General features: G+C 70.4%; 22 protein-coding genes. 15 read left to right on the top strand and 7 right to left on the bottom strand.

Annotated elements, in window-relative coordinates; translation table 11 throughout:
- Positions 1 to 142: 142 nt before the first annotated feature.
- The gene (locus VZQ01_RS36190) at positions 143 to 538 is read left to right on the top strand and encodes a demethoxyubiquinone hydroxylase family protein (RefSeq protein ID WP_046714599.1); all 396 of its coding nucleotides are present in this window, start codon (positions 143 to 145) and stop codon (positions 536 to 538) included.
- A 14-nt stretch (positions 539 to 552) separates the two neighbouring features.
- Here the strand turns inward: VZQ01_RS36190 and VZQ01_RS36195 are convergent, their stop codons facing one another.
- Positions 553 to 1,929: a GGDEF domain-containing response regulator gene (locus VZQ01_RS36195; RefSeq protein WP_426745935.1), complete on the bottom strand. Its 1,377-nt coding sequence runs from the start codon at positions 1,927 to 1,929 to the stop codon at positions 553 to 555.
- Positions 1,930 to 1,979: 50 nt separating this feature from the next.
- Here VZQ01_RS36195 and VZQ01_RS36200 point away from each other — a divergent pair, with 50 nt between their 5' ends.
- The 4 genes from VZQ01_RS36200 to nadC all read left to right on the top strand — a co-directional run bounded on the left by VZQ01_RS36200 (position 1,980) and on the right by nadC (position 8,923).
- Positions 1,980 to 2,795, top strand: a complete 816-nt coding sequence (locus VZQ01_RS36200; RefSeq protein ID WP_141323844.1) for a chemotaxis protein CheW — start codon at positions 1,980 to 1,982, stop codon at positions 2,793 to 2,795.
- Positions 2,796 to 2,912: 117 nt separating this feature from the next.
- Positions 2,913 to 4,196 (top strand): response regulator, encoded by a 1,284-nt coding sequence (locus VZQ01_RS36205; protein WP_426745936.1) that lies wholly within the window; start codon positions 2,913 to 2,915, stop codon positions 4,194 to 4,196.
- A 63-nt stretch (positions 4,197 to 4,259) separates the two neighbouring features.
- Positions 4,260 to 8,030 carry a valine--tRNA ligase gene (locus tag VZQ01_RS36210; RefSeq protein ID WP_426745937.1) on the top strand — a complete coding sequence of 1,257 codons (3,771 nt, stop codon included), beginning with the start codon at positions 4,260 to 4,262 and terminating at the stop codon, positions 8,028 to 8,030.
- An 11-nt stretch (positions 8,031 to 8,041) separates the two neighbouring features.
- Positions 8,042 to 8,923: a carboxylating nicotinate-nucleotide diphosphorylase gene (nadC, locus tag VZQ01_RS36215; RefSeq protein WP_174816738.1), complete on the top strand. Its 882-nt coding sequence runs from the start codon at positions 8,042 to 8,044 to the stop codon at positions 8,921 to 8,923.
- 3 nt (positions 8,924 to 8,926) lie between these two features.
- On the opposite strand, the gene VZQ01_RS36220 is transcribed toward nadC, so the two are convergent.
- Positions 8,927 to 9,631 (bottom strand): helix-turn-helix transcriptional regulator, encoded by a 705-nt coding sequence (locus VZQ01_RS36220; RefSeq protein WP_223752027.1) that lies wholly within the window; start codon positions 9,629 to 9,631, stop codon positions 8,927 to 8,929.
- Between the two features lie 104 nt (positions 9,632 to 9,735).
- Here VZQ01_RS36220 and VZQ01_RS36225 point away from each other — a divergent pair, with 104 nt between their 5' ends.
- Positions 9,736 to 10,497: an alpha/beta fold hydrolase gene (locus VZQ01_RS36225; RefSeq protein WP_426745938.1), complete on the top strand. Its 762-nt coding sequence runs from the start codon at positions 9,736 to 9,738 to the stop codon at positions 10,495 to 10,497.
- A 151-nt stretch (positions 10,498 to 10,648) separates the two neighbouring features.
- Positions 10,649 to 11,119: a hypothetical protein gene (locus VZQ01_RS36230; protein ID WP_141323839.1), complete on the top strand. Its 471-nt coding sequence runs from the start codon at positions 10,649 to 10,651 to the stop codon at positions 11,117 to 11,119.
- On the opposite strand, the gene VZQ01_RS36235 is transcribed toward VZQ01_RS36230, so the two are convergent.
- The 3 genes from VZQ01_RS36235 to VZQ01_RS36245 all read right to left on the bottom strand — a co-directional run bounded on the left by VZQ01_RS36235 (position 11,116) and on the right by VZQ01_RS36245 (position 13,903).
- Positions 11,116 to 11,772: an IS630 family transposase gene (locus tag VZQ01_RS36235; RefSeq protein ID WP_223786110.1), complete on the bottom strand. Its 657-nt coding sequence runs from the start codon at positions 11,770 to 11,772 to the stop codon at positions 11,116 to 11,118. The genes VZQ01_RS36230 and VZQ01_RS36235 overlap by 4 nt on opposite strands.
- On the bottom strand, positions 11,694 to 12,098 hold the full coding sequence (locus VZQ01_RS36240) for a helix-turn-helix domain-containing protein (RefSeq protein WP_426744686.1): 405 nt from the start codon (positions 12,096 to 12,098) through the stop codon (positions 11,694 to 11,696). The genes VZQ01_RS36235 and VZQ01_RS36240 overlap by 79 nt, the downstream gene beginning before the upstream one ends.
- 188 nt (positions 12,099 to 12,286) lie before the next feature.
- The gene (locus VZQ01_RS36245; RefSeq protein WP_223785623.1) at positions 12,287 to 13,903 is read right to left on the bottom strand and encodes an alkaline phosphatase family protein; all 1,617 of its coding nucleotides are present in this window, start codon (positions 13,901 to 13,903) and stop codon (positions 12,287 to 12,289) included.
- Positions 13,904 to 14,003: 100 nt separating this feature from the next.
- On the opposite strand from VZQ01_RS36245, the gene VZQ01_RS36250 reads away from it, so the two are divergent.
- From VZQ01_RS36250 to VZQ01_RS36265, 4 genes are all read left to right on the top strand, one after another.
- Positions 14,004 to 14,414 (top strand): acyl-CoA thioesterase, encoded by a 411-nt coding sequence (locus tag VZQ01_RS36250; protein WP_223752019.1) that lies wholly within the window; start codon positions 14,004 to 14,006, stop codon positions 14,412 to 14,414.
- Positions 14,415 to 14,427: 13 nt separating this feature from the next.
- Positions 14,428 to 15,396 carry a class II fructose-bisphosphatase gene (glpX, locus tag VZQ01_RS36255; RefSeq protein WP_223752018.1) on the top strand — a complete coding sequence of 323 codons (969 nt, stop codon included), beginning with the start codon at positions 14,428 to 14,430 and terminating at the stop codon, positions 15,394 to 15,396.
- A 33-nt stretch (positions 15,397 to 15,429) separates the two neighbouring features.
- Entirely contained in the window at positions 15,430 to 15,855 is a 426-nt protein-coding gene (locus VZQ01_RS36260; RefSeq protein ID WP_223752017.1) for a type II toxin-antitoxin system RatA family toxin, read from the top strand.
- Between the two features lie 384 nt (positions 15,856 to 16,239).
- Positions 16,240 to 16,416, top strand: a complete 177-nt coding sequence (locus tag VZQ01_RS36265) for a hypothetical protein (RefSeq protein WP_194869062.1) — start codon at positions 16,240 to 16,242, stop codon at positions 16,414 to 16,416.
- Between the two features lie 119 nt (positions 16,417 to 16,535).
- On the opposite strand, the gene VZQ01_RS36270 is transcribed toward VZQ01_RS36265, so the two are convergent.
- Positions 16,536 to 17,603: an ADP-ribosylglycohydrolase family protein gene (locus tag VZQ01_RS36270; RefSeq protein ID WP_426745939.1), complete on the bottom strand. Its 1,068-nt coding sequence runs from the start codon at positions 17,601 to 17,603 to the stop codon at positions 16,536 to 16,538.
- 79 nt (positions 17,604 to 17,682) lie between these two features.
- On the opposite strand from VZQ01_RS36270, the gene surE reads away from it, so the two are divergent.
- From surE to VZQ01_RS36290, 4 genes are all read left to right on the top strand, one after another.
- Positions 17,683 to 18,465, top strand: coding sequence for a 5'/3'-nucleotidase SurE (gene surE, locus VZQ01_RS36275; protein ID WP_223752015.1), 783 nt, complete (start codon positions 17,683 to 17,685; stop codon positions 18,463 to 18,465).
- A gap of 2 nt (positions 18,466 to 18,467) precedes the next feature.
- Positions 18,468 to 19,424, top strand: a complete 957-nt coding sequence (locus tag VZQ01_RS36280; protein WP_223752014.1) for a peptidoglycan DD-metalloendopeptidase family protein — start codon at positions 18,468 to 18,470, stop codon at positions 19,422 to 19,424.
- Positions 19,425 to 19,548: 124 nt separating this feature from the next.
- A complete protein-coding gene (locus VZQ01_RS36285) occupies positions 19,549 to 20,673 on the top strand; it encodes a hypothetical protein (RefSeq protein ID WP_223752013.1) in 1,125 nt (374 codons plus the stop codon).
- A gap of 15 nt (positions 20,674 to 20,688) precedes the next feature.
- Positions 20,689 to 21,828 (top strand): tetratricopeptide repeat protein, encoded by a 1,140-nt coding sequence (locus VZQ01_RS36290; RefSeq protein ID WP_426745940.1) that lies wholly within the window; start codon positions 20,689 to 20,691, stop codon positions 21,826 to 21,828.
- A gap of 37 nt (positions 21,829 to 21,865) precedes the next feature.
- On the opposite strand, the gene lexA is transcribed toward VZQ01_RS36290, so the two are convergent.
- The gene (lexA, locus tag VZQ01_RS36295; protein WP_046714584.1) at positions 21,866 to 22,531 is read right to left on the bottom strand and encodes a transcriptional repressor LexA; all 666 of its coding nucleotides are present in this window, start codon (positions 22,529 to 22,531) and stop codon (positions 21,866 to 21,868) included.
- Positions 22,532 to 22,622 lie beyond the last annotated feature (91 nt).

Below are 22,622 nucleotides of genomic sequence, written 5' to 3' on the forward strand. Positions count from 1 at the left end.
GACGGAGGCGGGCGGCTCCACGCAACGCACCAGGAGGGATTCCGTTGACCGACTCCCCGGGGACGCGGATGCTCCGAGCGTTCGCCTCGCGGCCCCAGCCTCCCCTGGACTGGACGCCGCCGCCAGGCCTCGGAGGGCCTCAATGCCGCAGACCGACCCGTTCCATTCGCTCGTGCCCCGGAAGATGACCGACTCCGAGCTGGCGCGCTCCATCCGGCTCAACATCGAGGCGGAGCTGGACGCCATCAACCTCTACGCCGCCCACATCGACGCCACCGACAACGAGGAGGCCAAGGCCGTCCTCCGTCACGTCATGGACGAGGAGCGCGAGCACGCCGCCCTCTTCTGGCAGCTCATCGCCCGGCTGGATCCGGAGCAGGCCCAGCACGCCCAGGAGGCCGTGGAGAAGTTCAAGCTCATCATCTCCGGTGCCCCGCATGAGTCCGTGGAGGCGGTGGGCAAGGAAGGCAAGGGCGGCGCCGAGGCCCCCGAGCCCAGCATCGTCAAGCGCCTCACCGTGGGGAACATGCGGCCCTGAAGCTCTGGTGCCGCTCAGGTGCCGTTGCTCCCCTGGCGCCGCTCGGCAGGGGGGGCCTCCAGGTCCTGCGCGGCCATGTAGACCACGTTCCGGGTGCCGCGCTTGCCGCGGTACATCGCCCGGTCCGACAAATCCAGCAGCGTGGCCTTGTCCCGTGCGTGCTCCGGGAAGCTCGCGACACCGATACACGTGGACAGCTTGAGCGACAGCCCCTCGCGCGCGAGGAACTGGTGCGTCTCCATGGTGCGCCGGATGCGCTCGGCCACCTTGAGCGCGCCGCCCGAGTCGGTGTTTCGCAGGAGCACCACGTACTCGTCGCCGCCGTAGCGCGCCACCACGTCGTGGTCTCTCACGCAGCCCTTCACCACGCGCGCGGTCTCCACCAGGAGCTTGGAGCCGACCAGGTGGCCGTGGTTGTCGTTGATGGACTTGAAGTGGTCCAGGTCCAGGAACAGCAGGCTGAAGGGGCGCTGCGTCTGGATGGACGCCTGGACCTCGCGGTCCAGCATCAGGTGCAGGTAGCGCGTGTTGAACAGGCGCGTCAGGTCGTCGACGTACGCCAGGTCCTCCACCGCCGCGAAGCGGTCCAGGTTGCGCAGGGCCAGCGCCCAGTTGCGCACCAGGTAGCCGGCGGCCTCGGCGCCGCCGTCCGTGGCGCGCGCGTCCGAGTAGAAGAGCACCGCGTGCCCCAGCACCGTGTTCGACTCGATGGCCGGGAAGGAGCTCACGCGCTGGAAGGGGACATCCAACATCTCCGAGTCGCTGGGCGCCTTGCCGTGGAGGAGCTGCTCGCGCAGCCACGCCACCAGCGCCTCCTCGGTGCCCTCGGGGAGCCCCCGCGTGCCCTGGGCGCGCAGGCCCAGGTTGGCGTCGCGCTCCAAGAGGACGATGCCGTTGGCGTGCGCCATGGTCTCCAGCGCGCTGGTGGTGGCGACCGCGAGCTTCTCGCGGTCCAGCGTGGTGGCCAGGCGCTGACCGGCCTCGAGCAGCGCGACGTGCCGGCGCAGCGAGGCGTTCTCCTGCATCAGCTCGCGGGTGGTGAGCGCGCGGCGCACCGCGTGCTGGAGGGCTTCGGGCGCGACGGGCTTGACCAGGTACTCCGCCGCGCCGCTCTTGATGGCGCGCACGGCGGGGTCCACCTTGTCCAGACCGGTGATGACCACCACCTCCACGCCCGGATGCCGCTCCCGCACGTGCCGGAGGACCTCCATGCCGTCGCCACCGGGGAGGATGAGGTCCGTCACCACCGCGTCGAACCGGTCCGCGGCGAGCGCCTGTCGGGCCTCCAGGAACGTGGCTACCGCCGTGACGGTGTGGCCCACGGCCGTGAGGTAGTCGCCGTAGAGGGTGCGGGCGATCTTTTCGTCGTCGACGAGGAGAATGCGCGCCATCTCCCGCATGGCTTAGCACCCCCCATGGAACGCTGCTAGGGTCGCGCCCCGTGTCGCCCTTCGAAAGCGGTCGCCGTCTCTGCTTGCTCGTCGAAGCCGGGGAGACCCGCTATGCCGTGGAAGCCACATCCGTCATGGAAGTGGCGATGCCCGGTGGCAATGGCAGCAACCTGCGAGGCGTGCTGGAAGTGAAGGACCTGGCGGCGCTGCTTGGCGGCGCGCCGGAGCCGGACGCGGGCATGGTGGTGGTGCTGGATGTGAGCCCCACGCTCGCGGTGCGAGTGCGCTCCGTGGTGGAGGTGGCGGACGTGGCGCGCGCGCCGTTCTTCCTGTTGCCGCCGGGGCTGGCGGACTCACTGGCGCCGTTGAGCCGGGGGGCGGTGCTGCACAAGGACCGGCTGTACCTGGAGCTCATCGCGGAGGCGCTGCCGCACCGGGTGGGCCCCCGCGCGACGCCTGCTCCCCCGCGCCCCGTGCACTGGGCCGAGTCCGTGCCCGAGCGGGCGCTGGTCTTCGAGTCACAGGGGCGGCTGTTCGGCGTCCCCCTGGCCTTCGTGTCCCAGGTGGTGGAGCGGGGCGAGGCTTTCAGCGTCCTGCCCGTGCAGAGCGGGCCGGTCGCCGGTATCTTCCCGCATGCCCAGGTCCTGTGGCCCATCTGTTCGGTTCCGGCACTGCTCGGCACGCCCCCCGCGCCGGAGCCGTTCTTCCTCCTGGCGGAGCTGGCGGGACGTCACGTGGGGCTGACGGCCACGCGGGTGCTCGGAGTGCTGCAGCGCTTCGAGCCGGACGAGACGGCGGGGACCTTCCGGGTGCCCGGGTTGGCGGAGCCGGTGCTGTTCCTCGACCTGCAGCGCATGTTTTCTTGATCGTCCCGGAGCGCGAACCGTAAGCTGCCAGGCTTGATACCGTGCCGTGAAGCAGGTTTTCACGGCCGGATTCCTCAACGAATTCAGGGGGTCCGACGCCCCCGAGGCCCGATACCGATGCCCAAGAATCTGCTGGTCGCCGATGACTCGCTCACCATCCGCAAGGTGATCGGCATGATCTTCGCGACCGAGGACTTTCAGGTGACCGCGGTCGACAACGGGCTGGACGCCATCTCGCGCAGCCGCGAGCTGCGTCCGGACGTCGTCCTGGCCGACGTGATGATGCCGGGCAAGAGCGGCTACGAGGTCTGCGAGGCGCTGAAGAACGACCCGGCCACGCAGGGCATCCCGGTCATGCTGCTGGCGGGCACCTTCGAGGCCTTCGACGAGAACCGCGCCCGCGCGGCCCGCGCCGACGACCACATCACCAAGCCCTTCGAGAGCCAGGTGCTGCTCGACAAGGTGAAGGCGCTGGTCGGCCAGAAGTCCAACACCCTGCCGGCTTCCGTCGCCACGCAGGTGATTCGTCCCTCCTCCACGCCCGTCGCGCCGCAGCCGGCCCCCGCCGCCGCGCCTCCCGTGGCCGCCCGTCCGGGCGTGCCGCCGGCGCCGGGTGCGCGTCCTCCTGGCCCCGGGATGCCGCCGGGCCCTGGCGCTCCGCGTCCTCCGGGTCCGGGCATGCCGCCGGGCATGGCGCGTCCTCCTGGCCCTGGCATGCCGCCGGGTCCTGGCGCTCCGCGTCCTCCGGGTCCGGGCATGCCGCCGGGGCCGGGCATGGCGCGTCCTCCTGGCCCCGGGATGCCGCCGGGCCCTGGCGCTCCGCGTCCTCCGGGGCCGGGCATGCCGCCGGGCGCCGTGGGTCGTCCGGGTGTCCCGCCTCCGCCGGGGGCTCCCGCGCCGGGCATGCCGCCGCGTCCGGGGATGCCTCCGGGGCCTGGTGCTCCGGGCATGGCCGGTCGTCCGGGCGCTCCCGGGCCGGGCATGCCGGGTGGGCTGCCCCGTCCGCCGGGTGCCACGCCGCTGCCTCCCATCGCGGGTGGTGGGGCGACGCAGCCGGCGGCTCGCAACCGGGATCCATTCGGCCTGGGGGCCCCGGCGGCGCCGGTGGCCGCCCAGCCGGCCATCAGCATCGAGGACTCGCTGCCGGACACCAGCGGCGCCGAGGAGATCTCCCTCGACATCGGTGGCCCGCCGACGGCGCCCGCTCCGGCGGCCCGTCCGGCCGCCACGGCGCGCCCGACGTCGTCGGATGGGGGCGAGGCCCTGCTTCGCGAGGCGCTGTCCAAGGCGTCGCGCGAGGTCATCGAGAAGATTGCCTGGGAGGTCGTACCGCAGCTGGCGGAGACCATCATCCGTGAGGAGCTCGAGCGGCTCATCAAGGACCGAGAGACCCAGCACTGAGGCGCCCCGCGCCGTAACCCCTTGACCTTCGCCGGCCCCCCTCAGGGGGGCTGGCCGTCTTCAATGACCGACACGACCGAACTGTCCAAGGCCTACGAGCCCACCGAGGTCGAGGCTCGCCTCTATGCCTTCTGGCTCGAGCGCGACTACTTCCGCGCCGCGGCGACCTCCGACAAGCCCGCCTTCTCCATCGTCCTGCCGCCGCCCAACGTCACGGGCAGCCTGCACATCGGCCACGCGCTCACCGCGACCATCCAGGACATCCTCACCCGCTGGAAGCGGATGAGCGGCTTCAACGCGCTCTGGCTGCCGGGCACGGACCACGCCGGCATCGCCACGCAGATGGTGGTGGAGAAGGAGCTCAAGAAGACCGAGGGCAAGAGCCGCCACGACCTGGGCCGCGAGAAGTTCCTGGAGCGCGTCTGGACGTGGAAGGGCAAGTACGGCGCCCGCATCGGCGAGCAGCACCGCTTCCTGGGCGCGTCGCTGGACTGGAGCCGCGAGCGCTTCACCATGGACGACCAGTCGTCGGCCGCGGTGCGCGAGGTCTTCGTCCGCCTGTACGAAGAGGGCCTGATGTACCGGGCCCAGAAGCTCATCAACTGGTGTCCCTCGTGCCGCACGGCGCTGAGCGACCTGGAGGTCGAGCACGAGGAGAAGAACGGCTCCATCTGGCACATCCGCTATCCCATCAAGGACAGCGAGCGCACGCTCACCGTGGCGACGACGCGCCCGGAGACGATGCTGGGCGACACCGCCGTCGCCATCCACCCCGAGGACGAGCGCTACCTGGGGCTCGCCGGCCAGCAGGTGGTGCTGCCGCTGACGGGCCGCGAGATTCCCATCGTCGCGGACGCGGAGCTGGTGGACCCGAAGTTCGGCACCGGCGTGGTGAAGGTCACGCCCGCGCACGACTTCAACGACTACCAGACGGGCCTGCGGCACAAGCTGCCGATGCTGTCCATCCTGGACGAGTCGGCGCGGATGACGAAGGACACCGGCAAGTACGCTGGCATGGACCGCTTCGAGGCGCGCAAGGCGGTGCTCGCGGACCTGCAGGAGCAGGGGCTCCTGGAGAAGGAGGAGCCGCACAAGCTGAACGTCGGCACCTGTCAGCGCTGCACCACCGTGGTGGAGCCGCGCCTGTCGCCGCAGTGGTTCGTGAAGATCGAGCCGCTGGCGCGCCCGGCCATCGAGGCGGTGGAGCAGGGCCGCACGAAGTTCGTCCCCGAGTCGTGGACGAACACGTACTTCCACTGGATGCGCAACATCCACGACTGGTGCGTCAGCCGCCAGCTGTGGTGGGGCCACCAGATTCCCGCGTACTACTGCACGTCGTGCAGCCCTCGTCAGGGTGACGACACCGACCTCCCGCTGGATGCGCCGACGGTGAAGGTGGGCGGCGTGGACTTCGCTCGCGCGGAGCCCATCGTCGCGCGCACCGCGCCCGAGGCTTGCCCCAAGTGCGGCGGCAAGAGCTTCATCCAGGACCCGGACGTGCTGGACACCTGGTTCTCGTCCGCGCTCTGGCCCTTCTCCACGCTGGGCTGGCCGCGCGACACGGCGGAGCTGAAGACCTTCTACCCGACGTCCGTCATGGAGACGGGCCACGACATCATCTTCTTCTGGGTCGCCCGGATGATGATGATGGGCCTGCACTTCATGGGCGATGTGCCCTTCCGCACCGTGTACCTGCACGCGATGGTGCGCGACGAGAAGGGCGAGAAGATGTCCAAGACGAAGGGGAACGTCATCGATCCCCTGGACGTCATCCTCGGCGCCAAGCCCGAGCAGCTCAACGCGACGCTGAAGAACAAGTTCCCGCAGGGCATGCCCGCGTTCGGCGCGGACGCGCTGCGCTTCACGCTCGCCTCGCTCACCCAGCAGGGCCGCGACATCAAGCTGTCGATGGACCGGCTCGCCGGCTACAAGGCGTTCTGCAACAAGCTGTGGAACGCCAGCCGCTTCGCCCTGATGAACATGGGCGGCGGGTACCAGTACGACGGCCGCTCGCCGAAGGAGCTGCCGCTGACGCTGGCGGACCGGTGGATCCTCTCGCGCCTGCAGCGGGCGACGACGGAGGCCCGCGCGTCGCTGGAGGTCTACGGCTTCGCGGAGGCCGCCTCCACGCTCTACCAGTTCCTCTGGGCGGAGCTGTGCGACTGGTACATCGAGCTGTCGAAGCCGTCGCTGTACGGCGACGACGCGACGGCGAAGGACACCACGCGCGCGGTGCTGGTGTACGCGTTGGACCGCGTGCTGCGGCTGATGCACCCGTTCATGCCCTTCATCACCGAGGAGATCTGGCAGAAGCTGCCGATGTCCCGGCCGACGGAGAGCATCATGATTGCCTCCTACCCGGAGCCGGACGCGGCGCTGGTGGACGAGGCGGCCGAGTCGGAGATGGCGCCGGTCATCGCGGCCATCGAGGGGCTTCGCACCATCCGCGGTGAGAGCAACCTGCCGCCGGCCACCAAGCTGAAGGCCGTGGTGCAGAGCCCGGACGCGCGCACGCGCGAGCTGCTCGAGCGGTGGCGGGGCTACCTGCTGCCGCTGGCTGGCCTGTCCGACGTCCAGGTGGGCCCGCCGGGCGCCAAGCCTCCCCAGGCCGCGGCCTTCGTGGCGACGAACCTGGAGATCTACGTTCCGCTGGCCGGGCTCATCGACCTGGACGCGGAGCGGGACCGGCTGCGCAAGGAGATCGCCCGCGCCGAGCAGGAAGCGGCCAGCGTCCTGCGCAAGCTCGACAACCCCAACTTCGTGGCCAAGGCGCCTCCGGACGTGGTGGAGAAAGATCGCGCCCGCGTGGAGGAGTTGAAGGAGCGCAAGGCCAAGCTCGAAGATCACCTGCAGCGGATTGCCCCGGAGCCCTCCATGCCCGAGAACCTGCCGTCCGAGAGCACCACGAGTCCTGACGAGGAGAGTGCCTCCCCCTCCGAGCCGGCCCAGGTGAAGGTCGCCCCGTCGAAGCAAGAGACGGGCGGCGTCGACCTGGGCCAGGAGCTGAAGGGTGAGATGGGAGGGGACGAGGGCCAGGTGCCCCAGACGGACCCCCAGGTCCAGGACGCGCTCGCCAAGCTGCGCGAGGGGACGAAGGAGGGGCTGTCTCCCTCTGACCACCACGACCTGGGCGTCGCGTACATGAGCATGGGGCTCGTGGACGACGCGATGCGCGAGTTCGGCAAGGCGAAGGAGGGCGGCGATGGCCGCGAGGCTCCCGCCGATGCTCCCAAGGCCGAGAAGAAGCCCAAGAAGGCCAAGGCGCAGGCCGACGACGGGGCTCCCAGCGCGACGACGTTCCCGCCCCCGACGGAGGCTCCGGCCCCTGTCGCCAAGGCGGCTCCGGCGAAGAAGCCCGCCGCGCCCAAGCCCACGCCTCCGGGTGGGGTGGCCGCGAAGAAGGCCGGCGCGGACGTGGCGCCTCCGGGCGCGGAGTTCGTGGTGACGGCCCCGACGAAGAAGGCTCCCGCGAAGCCCGCGGACTCGGCTCCGGCGAAGAAGGCCGGCGCGAAGTCGGCGGGCAAGGCCCCGGCCAAGAAGGCTGGCGCGAAGTCCACGGGCAAGGCCGCTGCGAAGAAGGGCGCCACGAAGAAGGCCGCGGGCAAGGCCGCCGCGAAGAAGGGCGCCACGAAGAAGGCCGCGGGCAAGGCCGCCGCGAAGAAGGGCGCCACGAAGAAGGCCGCGGGCAAGGCCGCCGCGAAGAAGGCTTCCGCGAAGTCGGCGGGCAAGAAGACGGGTGGCAAGGCCACCGCGAAGAAGGCCTCCGCCCGGAAGGCGGCGGCCAAGAAGGTCACCCGGGCGAAGCCCTCGGCACGGGCGAAGGCCCGGCGGTAGCAGGAGGAGACGTGCAGCAGGATTACCTGGATCGGCTCATCGACCTCGCCCTCGACGAAGACCTGGGGGCGGCGGGAGACGTCACCTCGCAAGCGCTCATCCCTCCCGACGCGGAGGGAAGCGCTGAGCTGGTCGCCAAGGAGCAGTTGGTCCTCGCGGGGCTGGAGGCCTTCACGCGCGTCTTTCACAAGGTCGACCCGGACGTCGAGGTGGAGCTGGTCCGCCAGGACGGCCAGGAGATCAAACCCAAGGTCGTGGCCGCCCGGTGTCACGGGCGGCTGCGCTCCCTGCTCGCCGCCGAGCGCACCGCGCTCAACCTCGTGCAGCGCGCCGCCGGCATCGCCACCCTGGCTCAGCAGGCGATGACGTCGGTGCGTGGCTCGAAGATGCAGGTGCTGGACACGCGCAAGACGCCGCCGGGCATGCGCGTGCTGGCCAAGGACGCCGTCCGCATGGGCGGCGCCACCAACCACCGCTTCGGCCTCTTCGATGGCGTCCTCATCAAGGACAACCACATCGCGGCGGTGGGCGGCTCCATCTCCGAGGCGCTCAAGCGCGCCAAGGCCAATGGCCCGCGCCTGTGCAAGATTGAAATCGAGGTCACCAACCTCAAGCAGCTCGCGGAGGCCCTGGAGGGTGGGGCGGACGTGGTGATGCTCGACAACATGGACGACGCGCAGATTCGCGAGGCCGTGAAGCTCGCGGGGGGGCGCGTGCCTCTCGAGGTCTCCGGCGGCGTCACGCTGGACCGGCTGCCCCGGCTGGCGAAGATGGGCGTGGACTTCGTCTCCATGGGCGCGCTGACGCACTCGGCGCGGGCCATGGACCTGTCGCTGGAGATCACCAGCACCAAGAAGCCGCGTCGTCCGCGCGCGACGCCCACGCAGGGCTGAGCGTCACTGCTCCGGGCCCTTGCCTTTCTGGGCGAGGGCCTGGGCCTGCAGCCCCTCCATGTCTGGCGTGAAGTGGCGCCCGGGCACGCGGCGGGGCCGCTGGATGCGGTCCATCCGGAACATCCGCGCCGCGGACTTCTCCACGTCGCGCGCGAGCACGTACCAGACGGGCGCCTCGACGAGCAGCCCGTGCGGCTCGACGCACCGGCGACTCTTCTTCCCATGCCGGTCCACGTAGTCGAAGGACAGGCACACCTGCTCACGGAAGGCCTGCTCGAACACGGCGAGCAGCTCCCGGGGCGGAGTCCCCAGCTCCGCCAGCACCCGCTCCGTCGCGGGCTTCCCCACCACCACGCGTCGGCAGAGCTCGCGCATGCCGCGTGCGCGCTCCTTCGGCACGCTGGCGAAGAGCTTGTCGAGCCCCGAGCGCGCCGCGTCCCCCCACGGCAGCGCGCTCCCCGTCGAGGACAGGCTCGCCATCAGCCACAGCGAGACGACCTCCTCCACGGACAGGTGGACGGCGGTGACGCCCCTGTCCCTTTCCAGGCGCACGCCACCTCCCGGGCCCGTGTCGCTGGCGATGGGCAGGCCCTGCTCACGCAGCGTGGCGAGGTCCCGGTGGACGGTGCGCTCGCTCACCTCCAGCGCGGAGGCAATCTCCCCCACGGTGGTGGCCTCGCGCCCCCGCAGGAAGTCCACCAGACGCATCACTCGGCTGACTCGTGTCATTTGGTGACAGATTCTGACAGGGATGGGGCGTACTCAAGGATTCATGGCGCGGCTGGACGCGCTCTCGATTCCTGGAGGTCGTCATGAAGGGCACGGCAGGTGAGCTGTACGTGGATGATGGTGGCGTGGGTGGGCTTCCGGTGGTGTTCGTCCACTCGAGCGCCGGGAGCACGAAGCACTGGCGCTCGCAGCTGGAGCACCTGCGCACGTCGCGTCGCGCGCTCGCGTTGGACCTGCGCGGCCACGGCCAGTCCGAGCTCACGCAGGCCGCGGATGCCACCGTCGAGGACTTCGCCTCGGATGTGGCCGCGGTGGTGGATGGGTTGAAGCTGGAGCGGTTCGTGCTCGTGGGACACAGCCTGGGCGGCGCGGTGTGCGCGGCGTACGCGGCGGCGAACCCCTCGCGCGTGGCGGGCTTGCTGCTGCTGGACCCCGCCTCCGACGGTCGCCAGATTCCCGCCGAGCAGGCCCAGGGGTTGATGGCGGTGCTGGGCTCGGACGCGTGGCTGTCCGTCGTGGAGGAGTACTGGGCGCCGATGCTCGCGCCGTCCAGCGAGGAGGTCCGGGCGCAGGTGCTCGCGGGCCTGCGCGCAACCCCGCAGCGCGCGGTGCGCTCCGGACTGGGCGCGCTGCTGAAGTTCGACCCGGTGACGGCGCTGCGGGCCTACCCCGGGCCCAAGCTGTCCGTGGTGACGGCGCACAACCAGGGCCCGGACGCGTACCAGCACGTGGTGTCCGAGCTGCCGTGCCTGAAGGTGGAACCCGTCACCGGACACTGGCTCCAGCTCGATGCGCCTGTGTGGGTGAATGGCGTCCTGGACCGGTTCCTCGCGACCACAAGTTGATCCACGGACGCGTCGGCCTCATCCTCGTTCCGAAGGGCGGCGAGGGTGTCGCGTGGTGGGCATTCGTGGTGTGCGGGCGTTGCCGGGAAATGTCGTGATGTGAAGATTCGAAGCGTAGGGCCAGCGTCGCGCCGTCATCCCCCAGCCGACCATGATCAAGTTTCCCAAGAAGCCCGGGGCCCGAGGGCTGCCGGACATTCCGCCGAAGGCGTCCGTCCCCGCACGTCCGCCTGACCCGAAGCCCCTGGCGCCGACACCGGCGAGGGCCAGCGCGTCTCCCAAGGACGCGTTCCAGCCCACGGCCAGCGTGCCCCGCACCGGCTTCGCGGCCTCGCAGGCGCGACTGTCGGTGCTGACCACGAAGAAGTCCGAGCTGGAGCTCCAGGCCCAGCACATCCTCCAGTCGCGCAACCAGCTCAGCCACCTGATTGGCGTTTTGTCCAACCTGGCGGCGAAGCACCCACCTGGCTCGCGCGAGGGACGGACGCTGGAGTCGCGCATCGCGAACATCCAGCAGGTGGACAAGGCGTTCGAGCTCCAGTTGCAGCAGCTCTCCACCCAGCGTCAGTCGGTGGAGGCGGAGCTCGACGCCGTCCAGAAGCTCATCGCGAAGACCCCCTAAGTAGGTCGCCAGAAGTTCTCTAACAAATCGCGTAGCCAGAAGCCCTCGGCGAGGCAGCCGGCCTTGCGGAGGGCGTCCCGTGCAGAAAGGCCCAGCACCCATCGGATGGCGGCGCCGACGTGCTGCTCGACCGTGGGGTACTGACGGTTGGCGGAAACGCGTTGCTTCAGGGAGCGCCACAAGTGGTCCATGCAGTTGAGTTCTGAGCGCTGCTTGGGCAACAGCAGCAGGTGGATTCCGAGGCGAGCGGCGAGCTGCTGGGACTTCTGGGCCGTGTGACAGCTGGCGCGGTCCAACACCAGCAGCAGAGGGCGACCGGGGTAGGCGGCACGCAGGGCGCGCAGAAAATCCATGAAGTCTTCGCGTCTGGCGCGCTGGGTTGCCAGCAGCACGCGCTTGCCGGTGCGAGGGTTGATGGCGCCCCACAGTGTGCGCTTGGCGTTCTCGCCTGTAATCGGCACCACGGCCTGCTCTCCCCTGGGGGCCCAGGCGGCGCGCAGCGGCGGAAACCACCGCAGCACCGTGCTGTCCATGACGAGCAGCACGGCCCGGGGGAACAGGCGTTTGAGCCGTTTCAGACGGCGGACAAGGCCCCCTTTTTCTGCCCTGGATGGGGCGCCGCCGTGGCGTACACGTACCGTGGCCGCTTCCACGCCAGGCCCGCCTCGTGCAGCCGGCGGCGCAGTGTACGGGGCGACACCTCGATGCCCTGTCGCTTCAGGTGCGTGCACAGCAGCGGCACCGTCCAGCCGTGGCTCGCCCAGGACTGCTTCTCTGGGCTGCCTCGGACGACTTCGCGCAGGCGCTCGGCCGTCAGGCGCGGCGCATTCCTCGGCCGCCCCTGCCGCGGGGCATCTCGCAGCGCTTCGGGGTCACGCTGCGCCAGATAGCGCTCCAGCCAGAAGTAGACGGCTGGCCGGCTCAGGGCTGCCAGATGCGCAGCCTCGCCCGGGCCTTTGCCCTCTGCGAGGAGTCTCACTGCCAGTAGTCGACGGAAGTGGCGGGCGTCGCGCACGCTTCGCAGCGCATGCTCCAGCTTCCGCCTGTCCTCTGCTGTCAGCCCCAGTTCGGCAGGGCTCCTTGCCGGTCGCATGGTCCAGAAAATGCGCATGCGACCGGCATTTGTCTCGGAACTTCCGGCGACCTACTTAGGACCGGGGACTCGCGTCACTTGCCGGTGAGGATCTCCGCTCGGGGCTTGCCCTCTGTCGACGCGGGCATGCCCATCTCCATCAGCGCCGCGAGCGTGGGCGCCACGTCCACCGGGTCCAGCTCCGTCATGTACGTGCCCGGCTTGACGCCCTTGCCCGCGAACACCACGGGCACCTGCGAGTCGTACGAGTACGGCGAGCCGTGCGTGCTGCCCTGCGCGTCGTAATAGACGACCTGGAAGGGGGCCAGCATGTAGAGCACGTCGCCGCTGCGCTCCGGGTAGTAGCCCTTGCGCAGCGTGGCCAGGTGGCCCGCCGGGTCCGGCGCGGAGAACAGCTCCTCGCGCGTCACCGCCGCCACCACGATGGGCTGCTTCTTCAGCCAGTCCACCACCGCGCGCCGCACCTGGGCCCCATCCACCTTGCCCGACGTCAGCGCGGGGCCCCCCAGGTACACGTCCAGCTCCTCCATCGCCACGGTGACGTCCGGCCCGAAGCGCTCCTTCACCATCGCCGTGATTCCCTCGCTGATGGCCTTCGGGTGCATCCGCTGAGCGGGCAGTCCCGCCGCGGCCCACTCCTCGGGCGCCGCCGCTCCGCCGTGGTCCGCCACCAGTGCGATGCTCAGGTTGGCGCGACCGCCCGCCGCGCGCTCGGCCGCGGAGATGAGCTCCCCCAGGGCCTTGTCCAACCGCAGCACCGTGTCCTGCATCTCCCACGAGTACGGGCCGTACTCATGGAACACGTTGTCCGTGCCGCTGAAGCTCACCATGAGCAGGTCTGGCACCGCGTCCTTGCCCAGGCCCTCACCGGCGATGGCCGCCTTGGCCGCCTCCACGAGGAACTCGTGCGAGTCCGGGGACACGCCGAACGCCTTGTAGAAGTCCGTCCCCGGTGCCTTCAACCCGCCCGTGAGCGGGTGGGGGAACACGCGGCCCAGGCCGTACGAGTCCGCCTCGTGGGGCAGGTCATCCTCGCCCACGTACTCGGCGCGCGGACGCGACAGCTCCCACGTCTTGCCGAAGGACCGGTCCGGAAGCTTGCGCGCGTTGAACTGCTGGAGCCACTGCGGGAACTCCTTCGCGTACCAGGTGCCGGTGACGAACTTGCCGCTGTCCTCGTCGAACCACCACGCCTGACCCAGCCGGCCCGCCATGGCGATGGCCGAGCGGGACTTGAGCGACATCGACACCGCCTTGCCGCGCTGCTGCGTGGCCATGCGCAGCCGGTCCGCCAGCGTCTCCGCCATCAGGTTGACGGGGCTCGCGTCCTGGCCCGGCTTGGACGCGGCCTCCAGCACCGGGTGCGCCGGGTCCACGAACGAATAGACCCGTTTGCCCGAGGCCCGGTCCCACCAGCGGTTGTCGACGATGCCGTGGCGCCACGGGTTGGCGCCGGTGGCCAGCGTGGTGTGGCCCGGCGCCGTGCGGCACTTCGCGTAGCCATAGCGCGCGTACGGGAAGTAGGCGCCACTGTCGAGCAGTTGACCCAAGCCGCCCTGGAGCCGGGGCCGGTTGCGCAAGAGGACGTCGCTGCCGAGCGCGTCCACGGTGATGAGCAGGGTGAGTCGGGGAGGACGCGCGGCGGCGGGGAGCGACGCCAGCACCGCGGTCAGGACGAGGGCGCGAATCATACGTCCGAGAAGCTGCACTGCCCGGCCGCGTGGATGCAATCCAGAAGGTACGTCGCGGCTTGGACGCAGGCGCCCACCCCCTGCTACGGTCCGCGCCCTCATGGTCGAGGCCCGACTTCGCGTCATCTACGGCGACACCGATCAGATGGGTGTCGTGTACTACGCGAACTACTTCCGCTACTTCGAGTTCGCCCGGAGCGAGTTCTTCCGCGCGCGCGGTGGCAGCTACCGGGAGCTGGAGGGCTCCGGGTTGATGCTGCCCGTGGCGGAGGCGAGCTGCGCGTACAAGGCGCCCGCGCGCTATGACGACATGCTCGTCATCCGCGCGAGCGTGAGCGAGTTGCGGCGGGCCTCGGTCGTGTTCACCTACGAGCTTTTTCGCGAGGGCGAGCCGCGCACGTTGCTGTGCACCGGTCGTACCCTCCACGCGTGCGTGGGGCGCGACGGCAAGCCCACGCGGTTGCCGGAGTCCGTGGCCCGGCTGCTGGAAAATCCGAACGCAGGACCTTGAAGGAGCACAGAAGATGGATCGCAACCTGGCAATGGAGGTGGTGCGCGTCACCGAGATGGCGGCCATCGCCTCCGCCCGCCTGATGGGCCGTGGGGACAAGAACGAGTCGGACCAGGCCGCCGTGGACGCGATGCGCCGCGCCTTCGACGCGCTGCACATCGACGGCACCATCGTCATCGGCGAGGGCGAGCGCGACGAGGCGCCCATGCTCTACATCGGCGAGAAGGTGGGCCGCCGCGCCGACGGTGACCCCGCGGTGGACATCGCGTTGGACCCGCTCGAGGGCACCAACCTGTGCGCCTACGGCCGTCCGGGCTCCATCACCGTGGTGGCCATGGCCAGCAAGGGCGGGCTGCTCAACGCGCCGGACACGTACATGGAGAAGCTGGCGGTGGGCCCCAAGGCCCGGGGCGCCATCGACCTGCGCAAGAGCCCCACGGAGAACCTGCGTACCATCGCGGAGAAGATGAAGGTCTACGTGTCGGACCTCACCGTGGTGGTGCTGGACCGCGAGCGGCACCAGGACCTCATCAAGGAGATCCGCGCCGCGGGCGCGCGCATCCGGCTCATCGAGGACGGTGACGTGGCGGGCGCCATCGCCACGTGCTTCGAGGGCACGGGCGTGGACGTGCTGATGGGCACCGGCGGCGCCCCCGAGGGCGTCATCGCGGCGGCGGCCATCCGCGCAACCGGCGGCGACATGCAGGGCCGGCTGGTGCCCCGCAACGCGGGCGAAGTCGAGCGCGCGAAGAAGATGGGCATCACCGACATGGCGAAGATCTACGCGGCGGAGGAGCTGGCCCGGGGCGAGGTGATGTTCGCGGCCACGGGTGTCACCAGCGGCGACTTCCTCAAGGGCGTGCGCTTCTTCGGCGGCGGCTGCGAGACGCACTCGGTGGTGATGCGCAGCAAGACGAGCACCGTGCGCTTCATCCAGTCCCTGCACAAGTTCGACAAGAAGCCGGGATACGCTTCCATCTAGGCCGTCCCCTCGACGCTTCCGGAGACCAACACCATGCCTGGCGCCACGCGGACCATCGTCATCAACGCCCCCATCGAGAAGGTGTTCGACGTCATCACGCAGTACGAGCGCTACCCGGAGTTCCTCCCGGAGGTGAAGGAGATCCGCACCGCCAACCGCAAGGGCGACACCGTCGACGTCCACTACAAGGTCGACGTGATGAAGACCGTCCGCTACTCCATCCGCGTGGTGGAGGAGCGCCCGCGCCGCATGGCCTGGACCTTCATCGAGGGCGAGGTCATGAAGGACAACAAGGGCAGCTGGCTGCTGGAGGCCGAGGGCGAGGGCAAGACGCGCGCGACCTACAACGTGGAGATGGCCCTGGGGCTGCTCGTGCCCAAGGCCGTCGTCAACGCCCTGGTGGACACCTCGCTGCCCAAGATGCTGGACGCCTTCAAGAAGCGCGCGGAGTCGCCCTGAGTCAGGGGTCCACCCGGACCCCTTGCCGGACGTTGACCCCGCCTGTCACGCGGCAGGCAGGCGGGCGAGCCCTTCCAGCAGGGAGGCTGACCTCCCTGAAGGGCGACGTGTGCCCGAGAAGGGTCTGCTTGCGGGCCGTCGTGAGGGCATTAGAATCAACACCATCCCGACCGGAAGTTTCGGATGTCCATGACATCTATGCCACGGTTCCCCTGGCCCTGATGTCGGATGGCGGACGAGCAACCGTGCGAGATGGCGGCAGCGTACCCAGTGCGGAACCGGGGTTCTTAATTTGCATCTGAGTGTCGTGGAAGTCGAAGCGCTTTTCGGGCGGGACGGCGGGCGTACATCGGGGTACGTAGGCTGAGGGGAGACGGAAGACCCATGCTCGACGCCTTCATCATCGAGGAAATCAAGCGCCGCGAGCGCCGCCGCGAGGACCACGACAGGCCCGTGGTGGAGCTGCCGCTGCCCATGCCGGACGACCGCCCTCGGCGACGGACGGAGACCGAGGAAGAGAAGCCCCAGCGGGGCGTGGTGGTCATCGACATGCTCTCGTGAAGAGACAACCTCACGCGGCCCCATGGCCGCGTCGTGTGGCCAGGAGCCCGCGGCGGACGTCCCGATGAGGACGGTCCACCGCGGGCTTCGTGCATCCTGAGCCCGGGCGGGGACGGCCCTCAGGTGGCCGCGAGCCCCAGCAGGTGGCGGGGGTGGTAGACGTCCCACAGGGGGCCCTTCTGGGTGGAGAGGGCCTCCAGCACGTGCTTCCGCCACTCGGCGGGCAGGGCCTCCTCGCCGTGGAAGGCGCCCACCAGCGCGCCGGTGACGGCGCCGTGGACCTCGGTGTCGCCGCCCCGGTGGATGACGTCGATGAGGGCGGCCTGGGCGGTGGGCGCGTGCAGGAGCTCCCAGAAGGCCAGCCGGAAGGCGACGTGGATGGCGTGCTGGGCGCGGTGCACGTGCAGCTCCGGGCCGTACAGGCGCGGGTCGTCGTCCCGGGCGCGCGCCAGGTCCTCGCGCAGCAGCTGCTGGGCGAAGGCCACCTCCTGGACGTAGTCGGGCGCGGAGCGGCCGAGCGCCGCGCCGGCGAGCAGCAGGCCGGACTCCGCCGCGGTGAGCACATCCTCGAGCTTGAGCTCCGCGCCGCTGGTGACGGCCTTGGCGATGGCGGCGGTGAGGCTCGCGCAGGCGAGCTGGCAGCGTGGGTCGTAGTGGGTGAGGGCGGAGTCCTCGAGCGAGGCCTGGGTGCGGGCCTTCGGGTCGCTCGCCAGGTAGACGCCCACGGGGGCGACGCGCGCGAGGCTGCCGGCGCCCACGGCCTTGCGGTGGCCCCGGAGCCACACGCGGCGGCCCGCGCCGAGCGGTGGCAGGCCGGACTGGCACTCCTCGAACACTTCCTTGAGGGGCTCGCTGACGTCGAAGGCGTGGGGCTGCCAGGCGCGGTAGCGGCGCAGGGCATCCGCCGCGTCGTAGCGCTTGAAGTCCCGCAGGCTGTGGCCCAGGGCGCAGGCCAGGTGGACCTCCTCCGTCACCTGGCCCTTGCGCAGCTGCTGGGGTCCTCCACCGGACATCGCCGTGTAGATGCCGTCCGCCAGGGTGGGGAAGGCGGGCGCGTGGAGGGGCCGGTGCGCGGTGGGCACCGCGAGGGCGTTGCCCACGGCGAGTCCCAGCAGGGCGCCCCTGCGTCGCTGGGCGAGGAGCGGATCAGGCCCCTGAGGGGCATTGCGGCGACGGGGCGGCGGCATTCGGCGGGTGGACACTGTAGCAGCGCGGTCCCCGAGTGTGCTTGCCCACTCCGGAGGGCTCCTCTACAACCGCGCGGCCATGCGGAAACCGCGGATTCTCGTATCCAACGACGACGGCTATTTCTCCGAGGGACTCCAGGCGCTGGTGGAGGCAGTGACGCCGCTGGGAGAGGTCTGGGTGGTGGCGCCGGACCGCGAGCAGAGCGCCGCGTCCCACGCCATCTCCCTGCACCGCCCCCTGCGCATCAAGGAGGTCCGGGAGCGGTGGTTCGCCATCGACGGGACGCCGACCGACTGCGCTTATCTGGCCATCGTCCATCTCCTGAAGGATGATCGCCCCACGCTCATGGTGTCCGGCATCAACCACGGTTCGAATCTGGCCGAAGACGTCACCTACTCGGGGACGGTCGCGGCGGCGATGGAAGGGGCCCTCCTGGGGGTGCCCGCCATCGCGTTCAGCCTCGTGGCGCGGGGCACGTTCGACTTCGCGCCCGCGGCCCGGTTCGCCCGCGCGCTGGTGACGGAGGCGCTGTCGCGTCCGTTGCCCAAGCGGATGCTGCTCAACGTGAACATCCCGGGTGGGGTGGAGCCGGAGGGCTACAGCGTCACGCGGCTGGGGCGCCACTCGTACGGCTATGGCGTGGTGGAGAAGGAGGACCCTCGCGGCCGGAAGTACTACTGGATTGGCGGCAGCGACTATCAGCACGAGGACATCCCGGGCAGCGACTGCAACGCCGTGCACCTGGCGAAGCGGGTGTCGGTGACGCCGCTGCACCTGGACCTGACGGACCATGGTCGCCTCGAGGACCTGGGAGGGTGGAACCTCCAGGGCTTCGCCCGACACGAGCCGGATGGTGCCTAGCGTTGAGGCCCGGCATCTGCATCCGAGCGGCCAGGGCGCTCCTGTTCCTCCTGTCGACCGTCGTCGTGACGGGCTGCGTGGGCCCCCGGGCGTCTTCCTCCGGGACGGAGCTCTCGCTGGTGCAGGAGACCAGGTCGCAGGCCGTCTCGGGTGACGGAGCCGGTGCGTCCGCCGCGTCGGGCGAAGCGCCACCGCCGAAGTCGGGGGCGTTCCCGTTCGCGCTGCGGTCCTCGCACGACGAGCCGGAGCTGGTGGCCGTGCGCCACCGCGTGGCCGCGGGCGAGACGGTGTACCGCATCGCCAAGACGTACGGGCTCACGGTGGACGAGCTCAAGTCCGCCAACGGCATCAAGGACGTGCGCTCGCTGGCCGTGGGCCAGGAGCTGACGATTCCGGGCGTGGAGCGGCGCGTGCCGGTGGATGCGCCGGAAACGATCGCGGCGGAGGCGGACCCGGAGCCGGTGCGTACCTCGGTGGAGACCCCGCCCCGTCGCGGAGGCCCCGTGGTGGCGCGGCGCGAGGAGCCGCCGCGTCGACCCGTGTCGCGTCCGGGCGCGCGGCCCCGGCTGGCCACGCAGGGGATGATCGACTGGCCCCTCAAGGGCGTCCTGTACGGGAGATTCGGGAAGAAGGGGCGCGAGCCGCACGACGGCATCGACCTGGCGGCGCCCTCGGGGACGCCGGTGAAGACGGCGCAGGAGGGCACGGTGCTCTACGCCGGCGAGCAGCGCGGCTACGGCAACATCGTCATCGTCGAGCACGAGAACCGGCTCATCACGCTGTACGCGCACAACCGCGACTTGCGCGTGCGCACGGGGCAGAAGGTCCGCCGCTCGCAGGTCATCGCGACGGTGGGGGAGTCGGGCAAGACGTCCGGTCCGCACCTGCACTTCGAGCTGCGGCTGGATGGGAAGCCCGTGGACCCGCTCGACTACCTGGGGCCGATGCCCAGCCTGTGAGCGCCTGGCCGGGGAGGGCGGGGCTCGCCTCGTCGCCTGCTGGGGGCGGGTTCCCGTGAGAATGTTCCATCGAGACCGGGCAGGCCCTCCGGGTGGGGGCCGGGGAAGGGTAGAGTCCCGCGCCGTGTCGCGCGTCTTCGCCCAGCTCGTGGTCCTCCTCGTCCTTGCTCCCTCCGCGTGGGCACAGTCCCCCGTGGCGTCGGTGCCGCCCCCCGAGGCTCCGCAGGTGGGCTCGGCCCCAACGCCTCCGGCCTCCGAAGCTCCCGCCGTCACCGCGCCGTCCGCTCCCGCTCCAGACGAAGCGCCGATGAGCGTCGCGGTGCTCGCGTTCGACTCCAATCCTTCCGCGCGGGACTCGGTGACGGGCGTCACCTCGCTCATCACCGCGCGCCTCGCCGAGTCACCCCGCCTCTGGGTCATCTCCCAGCGCGACATCGAGGCGTCCCTCGACGCCGAGCGCCGCCGCCAGCTCGCCGAGCTCGAGACATGCGACGTCGGCCCGTGCCTCCAGCAGCTCGCCACCCTCACCGGCGCGCGCTACGTCGTGTCCGGCCGCGTGGACCGCTTCGGCGACTCGTACCTGCTCACCGCCCGGCTGGTGGACACGGAGGCGGGGCTGACGCTCGCGAAGCCGCGCGCCGAGTCCCCCGAGGCCGACACGCTGTTCCCCACCGTCTACGCCATCGCCGACGCGCTGGTCGCCGAGCTCGTCAACCCCGGCGAGAACCACGGTGCCCGACCGCTGATTGGCGGCGCGCCCCGCACGGGCGGCGGCGGCCTGTCCCTGGGCCTGCGCATCAACAACAACTTCGTCGACAAGCTCGCCACCCTGAACCCGGGCGCCGACGTGGAGGTGGGCTACTGGTTCCACCCCGAGTGGCTCGGCTTCATCCAGGTGGGCTTCTCCTACGTGCAGTCCACCACCGAGGGCGCCAAGGGCGGCCTCAACGTCCTGCCCAGCGTCGTGGGCGCGCGCCACTACCACAACGTGGAGAAGTCCCTGCGCCCGTACTGGGGCTTCGGCCTGGGCGTGCAGCTGTCCTTCGGCGACTTCGGCATCTTCCAGTCCACCGGCCCCCTGCCCACCGTCGTGGGCTTCATCGGCCTGGAGTACCTCATCGCCGGCCACGTCGGCGTCCAGCTGGAGGCGGGCACCAACGTCGCCCAGGCGGTGCTCGGCCTGGCGGAATCCCAGCTCGGCGATGGCCTCAATCTGGACCTCAACCTGGGCATCGCGTACCACTTCTAGGATTCGGAGCCCCTCATGTTCCAGCGCCTGCGCGCCTTCCCGCTGATTGCCCTGCTCGCCGCCGCCGCGTGCGACGAGCGCCCCACGGTGACGCCCAAGGACCACGCGGAGGGCCTCTACATTAAGGGCACCGCCGAGTACCTCCAGGGCCAGTTCACCGCCGCGCTCGCGTCCTTCGACGAGATGCAGAAGCTGGCCCCCAATGACCCCCGGTTGCCCGCCGCCCGAGGCGAGGTCTACCTCTCCATGGGGAAGATCTCCGAGGCCGCCACCGAGTTCGAGGCCGCCCTCAAGCTGGAGCCCAAGCGCTCCACCAACTGGAGCCGCCTGGGCTTCGTCCAGGCCCAGCTGGGCCGCACCGACGAGGCCATGAGCTCGCTGCGCAAGGCCATCGGCCTGTACCCCAACGACGCCAACGCGCTGGAGCAGCTGGGCGAAATCCACTTCAAGAAGGGCGAGCACGAGGAGGCCGTCCGCCACTTCATCCTCGCCGCCAACGTCGCCTCCCACCTCGAGGCGAAGTCCGAGCTCATCCTGCGCGCCGTCGACGTGCTGACGAAGCAGGGGCGCGAGCCGGAAATCCTGGCGCTGGCGCAGAAGTCCGTCAACGAGGGGGTGCGCACCGTGGGCGTGCTCACCACCCTGGGGGACTCACTCGTGCGCGCCAAGAAGCTGCCCGAGGCCGCCGCCGCCTACCAGGAGGCCGCCAGCAAGTCCCCGAGAGACCCGACGCTGTGGGAGCTGGTCGGCACCATCCACCTGCAGCTCGACAAGCCGGGCGATGCCATCGCCGCGTACAAGGAATCCCTGCGCGTGAAGGACCGCGCCATCGTCCACGTGGCGCTGGCGCGCATCCAGCTCGCGATGAAGAGCAAGGAGGGCGCGGAGCAGGAACTCGCCGCCGCGCTCGAGACCGTGCAGGGCAACGACGTGCGCGAGCTGCGGGAGCTGGCGGACCTGCTCGTCACCATGGAGCGCAAGTCGGATGCGCTGCGCATCCTCGGCAACCTGAGCGCCGAGAAGGACATGGCGAAGGACGCGGAGCTCCACCTCACCACGGCGCGCCTCGCGCGAGACTTGAAGGACGTCGCGCTCCAGCAGACCGCGTGTGCCCGCGTGCTGGCCGCGGACCCCACCCAGAAGAAGTGCCCCTGAGCTCCCTGCGGGAGCCCAGGAGCTCACGGGGCCACGGTTACGCGCGTCCGCCCTGCATCTTCCGGTACACGCCGACGACCAGTCCCAGGATCATCGTCGAGCGGAACTCCGTGCGGCTCACGTAGATGGGCTGCATGGTTGCGTTCGCAGGCTGGAAGCGGATGCGGTCGCCCTCCGGGTAGTAGCGCTTCACCGTGGCCTCGTCCTCGATGAGCGCCACCACGATGTCGCCCGGCTGGGCGGCCGGCGTCTTCTTCACGAAGAGGTAGTCGCCGTCGTGGATGCCGTCGTCAATCATGGACTGGCCCTTCACCCGCAGGGCGAAGACCTCCCGGCCGTTGACGCCTCCCAAAAGGAAGCTGTCGATCTTGACCGAGTCCTCCATGTGCTCCTGCGCGAGCAGCGGCGCGCCGGCGGCCACCTTGCCCAGCAGGGGGACCTCCACCATGCCCGCGTCGCGCTTGGCGCCCAGGCCCAAGAGCAGCCGGGCCCGCTTGGTGGGCACCAGCGAGCGGCTCTGCTGCTCGCCCCGGTTCAGGTAGCCCTTTCGCTCCAGCGCCTTGAGGTGGTCGTTCACCCCGTTGGTGGAGCGGATGTCCATGTGCTCGCCAATCTCCCGGATGGTGGGCGGGAATCCGCGAGTCTCCGTCTCCTTCACGATGAAGCTGAGAATCTCGCGCTGGCGGTCCGTCAGCTCTTCCATGCGCTCCCTCGCTCGGCGGGCCTGATTGCTACAGGGCGGTTGCCCAGGCAACAGGCTTTCAGTGTCCACTCTCCCTGAACAGACGTGTAGA

The organism is Myxococcus faecalis (genome assembly GCF_050039385.1).
Classification (GTDB): domain Bacteria; phylum Myxococcota; class Myxococcia; order Myxococcales; family Myxococcaceae; genus Myxococcus; species Myxococcus fulvus.

Coding starts and splice junctions, on each gene's coding strand:
- VZQ01_RS36210 (WP_426745937.1), top strand. CDS start 4,260: ATGACCGACACGACCGAACTGTCCAAGGCCTACGAGCCCACCGAGGTC.
- VZQ01_RS36195 (WP_426745935.1), bottom strand. CDS start 1,929: ATGGCGCGCATTCTCCTCGTCGACGACGAAAAGATCGCCCGCACCCTC.
- surE (WP_223752015.1), top strand. CDS start 17,683: ATGCGGAAACCGCGGATTCTCGTATCCAACGACGACGGCTATTTCTCC.
- VZQ01_RS36225 (WP_426745938.1), top strand. CDS start 9,736: ATGAAGGGCACGGCAGGTGAGCTGTACGTGGATGATGGTGGCGTGGGT.
- VZQ01_RS36220 (WP_223752027.1), bottom strand. CDS start 9,631: ATGCGTCTGGTGGACTTCCTGCGGGGGCGCGAGGCCACCACCGTGGGG.
- glpX (WP_223752018.1), top strand. CDS start 14,428: ATGGATCGCAACCTGGCAATGGAGGTGGTGCGCGTCACCGAGATGGCG.
- VZQ01_RS36260 (WP_223752017.1), top strand. CDS start 15,430: ATGCCTGGCGCCACGCGGACCATCGTCATCAACGCCCCCATCGAGAAG.
- VZQ01_RS36250 (WP_223752019.1), top strand. CDS start 14,004: ATGGTCGAGGCCCGACTTCGCGTCATCTACGGCGACACCGATCAGATG.
- VZQ01_RS36190 (WP_046714599.1), top strand. CDS start 143: ATGCCGCAGACCGACCCGTTCCATTCGCTCGTGCCCCGGAAGATGACC.
- VZQ01_RS36265 (WP_194869062.1), top strand. CDS start 16,240: ATGCTCGACGCCTTCATCATCGAGGAAATCAAGCGCCGCGAGCGCCGC.
- VZQ01_RS36205 (WP_426745936.1), top strand. CDS start 2,913: ATGCCCAAGAATCTGCTGGTCGCCGATGACTCGCTCACCATCCGCAAG.
- lexA (WP_046714584.1), bottom strand. CDS start 22,531: ATGGAAGAGCTGACGGACCGCCAGCGCGAGATTCTCAGCTTCATCGTG.
- VZQ01_RS36230 (WP_141323839.1), top strand. CDS start 10,649: ATGATCAAGTTTCCCAAGAAGCCCGGGGCCCGAGGGCTGCCGGACATT.
- VZQ01_RS36245 (WP_223785623.1), bottom strand. CDS start 13,903: ATGATTCGCGCCCTCGTCCTGACCGCGGTGCTGGCGTCGCTCCCCGCC.
- VZQ01_RS36290 (WP_426745940.1), top strand. CDS start 20,689: ATGTTCCAGCGCCTGCGCGCCTTCCCGCTGATTGCCCTGCTCGCCGCC.
- VZQ01_RS36270 (WP_426745939.1), bottom strand. CDS start 17,603: ATGCCGCCGCCCCGTCGCCGCAATGCCCCTCAGGGGCCTGATCCGCTC.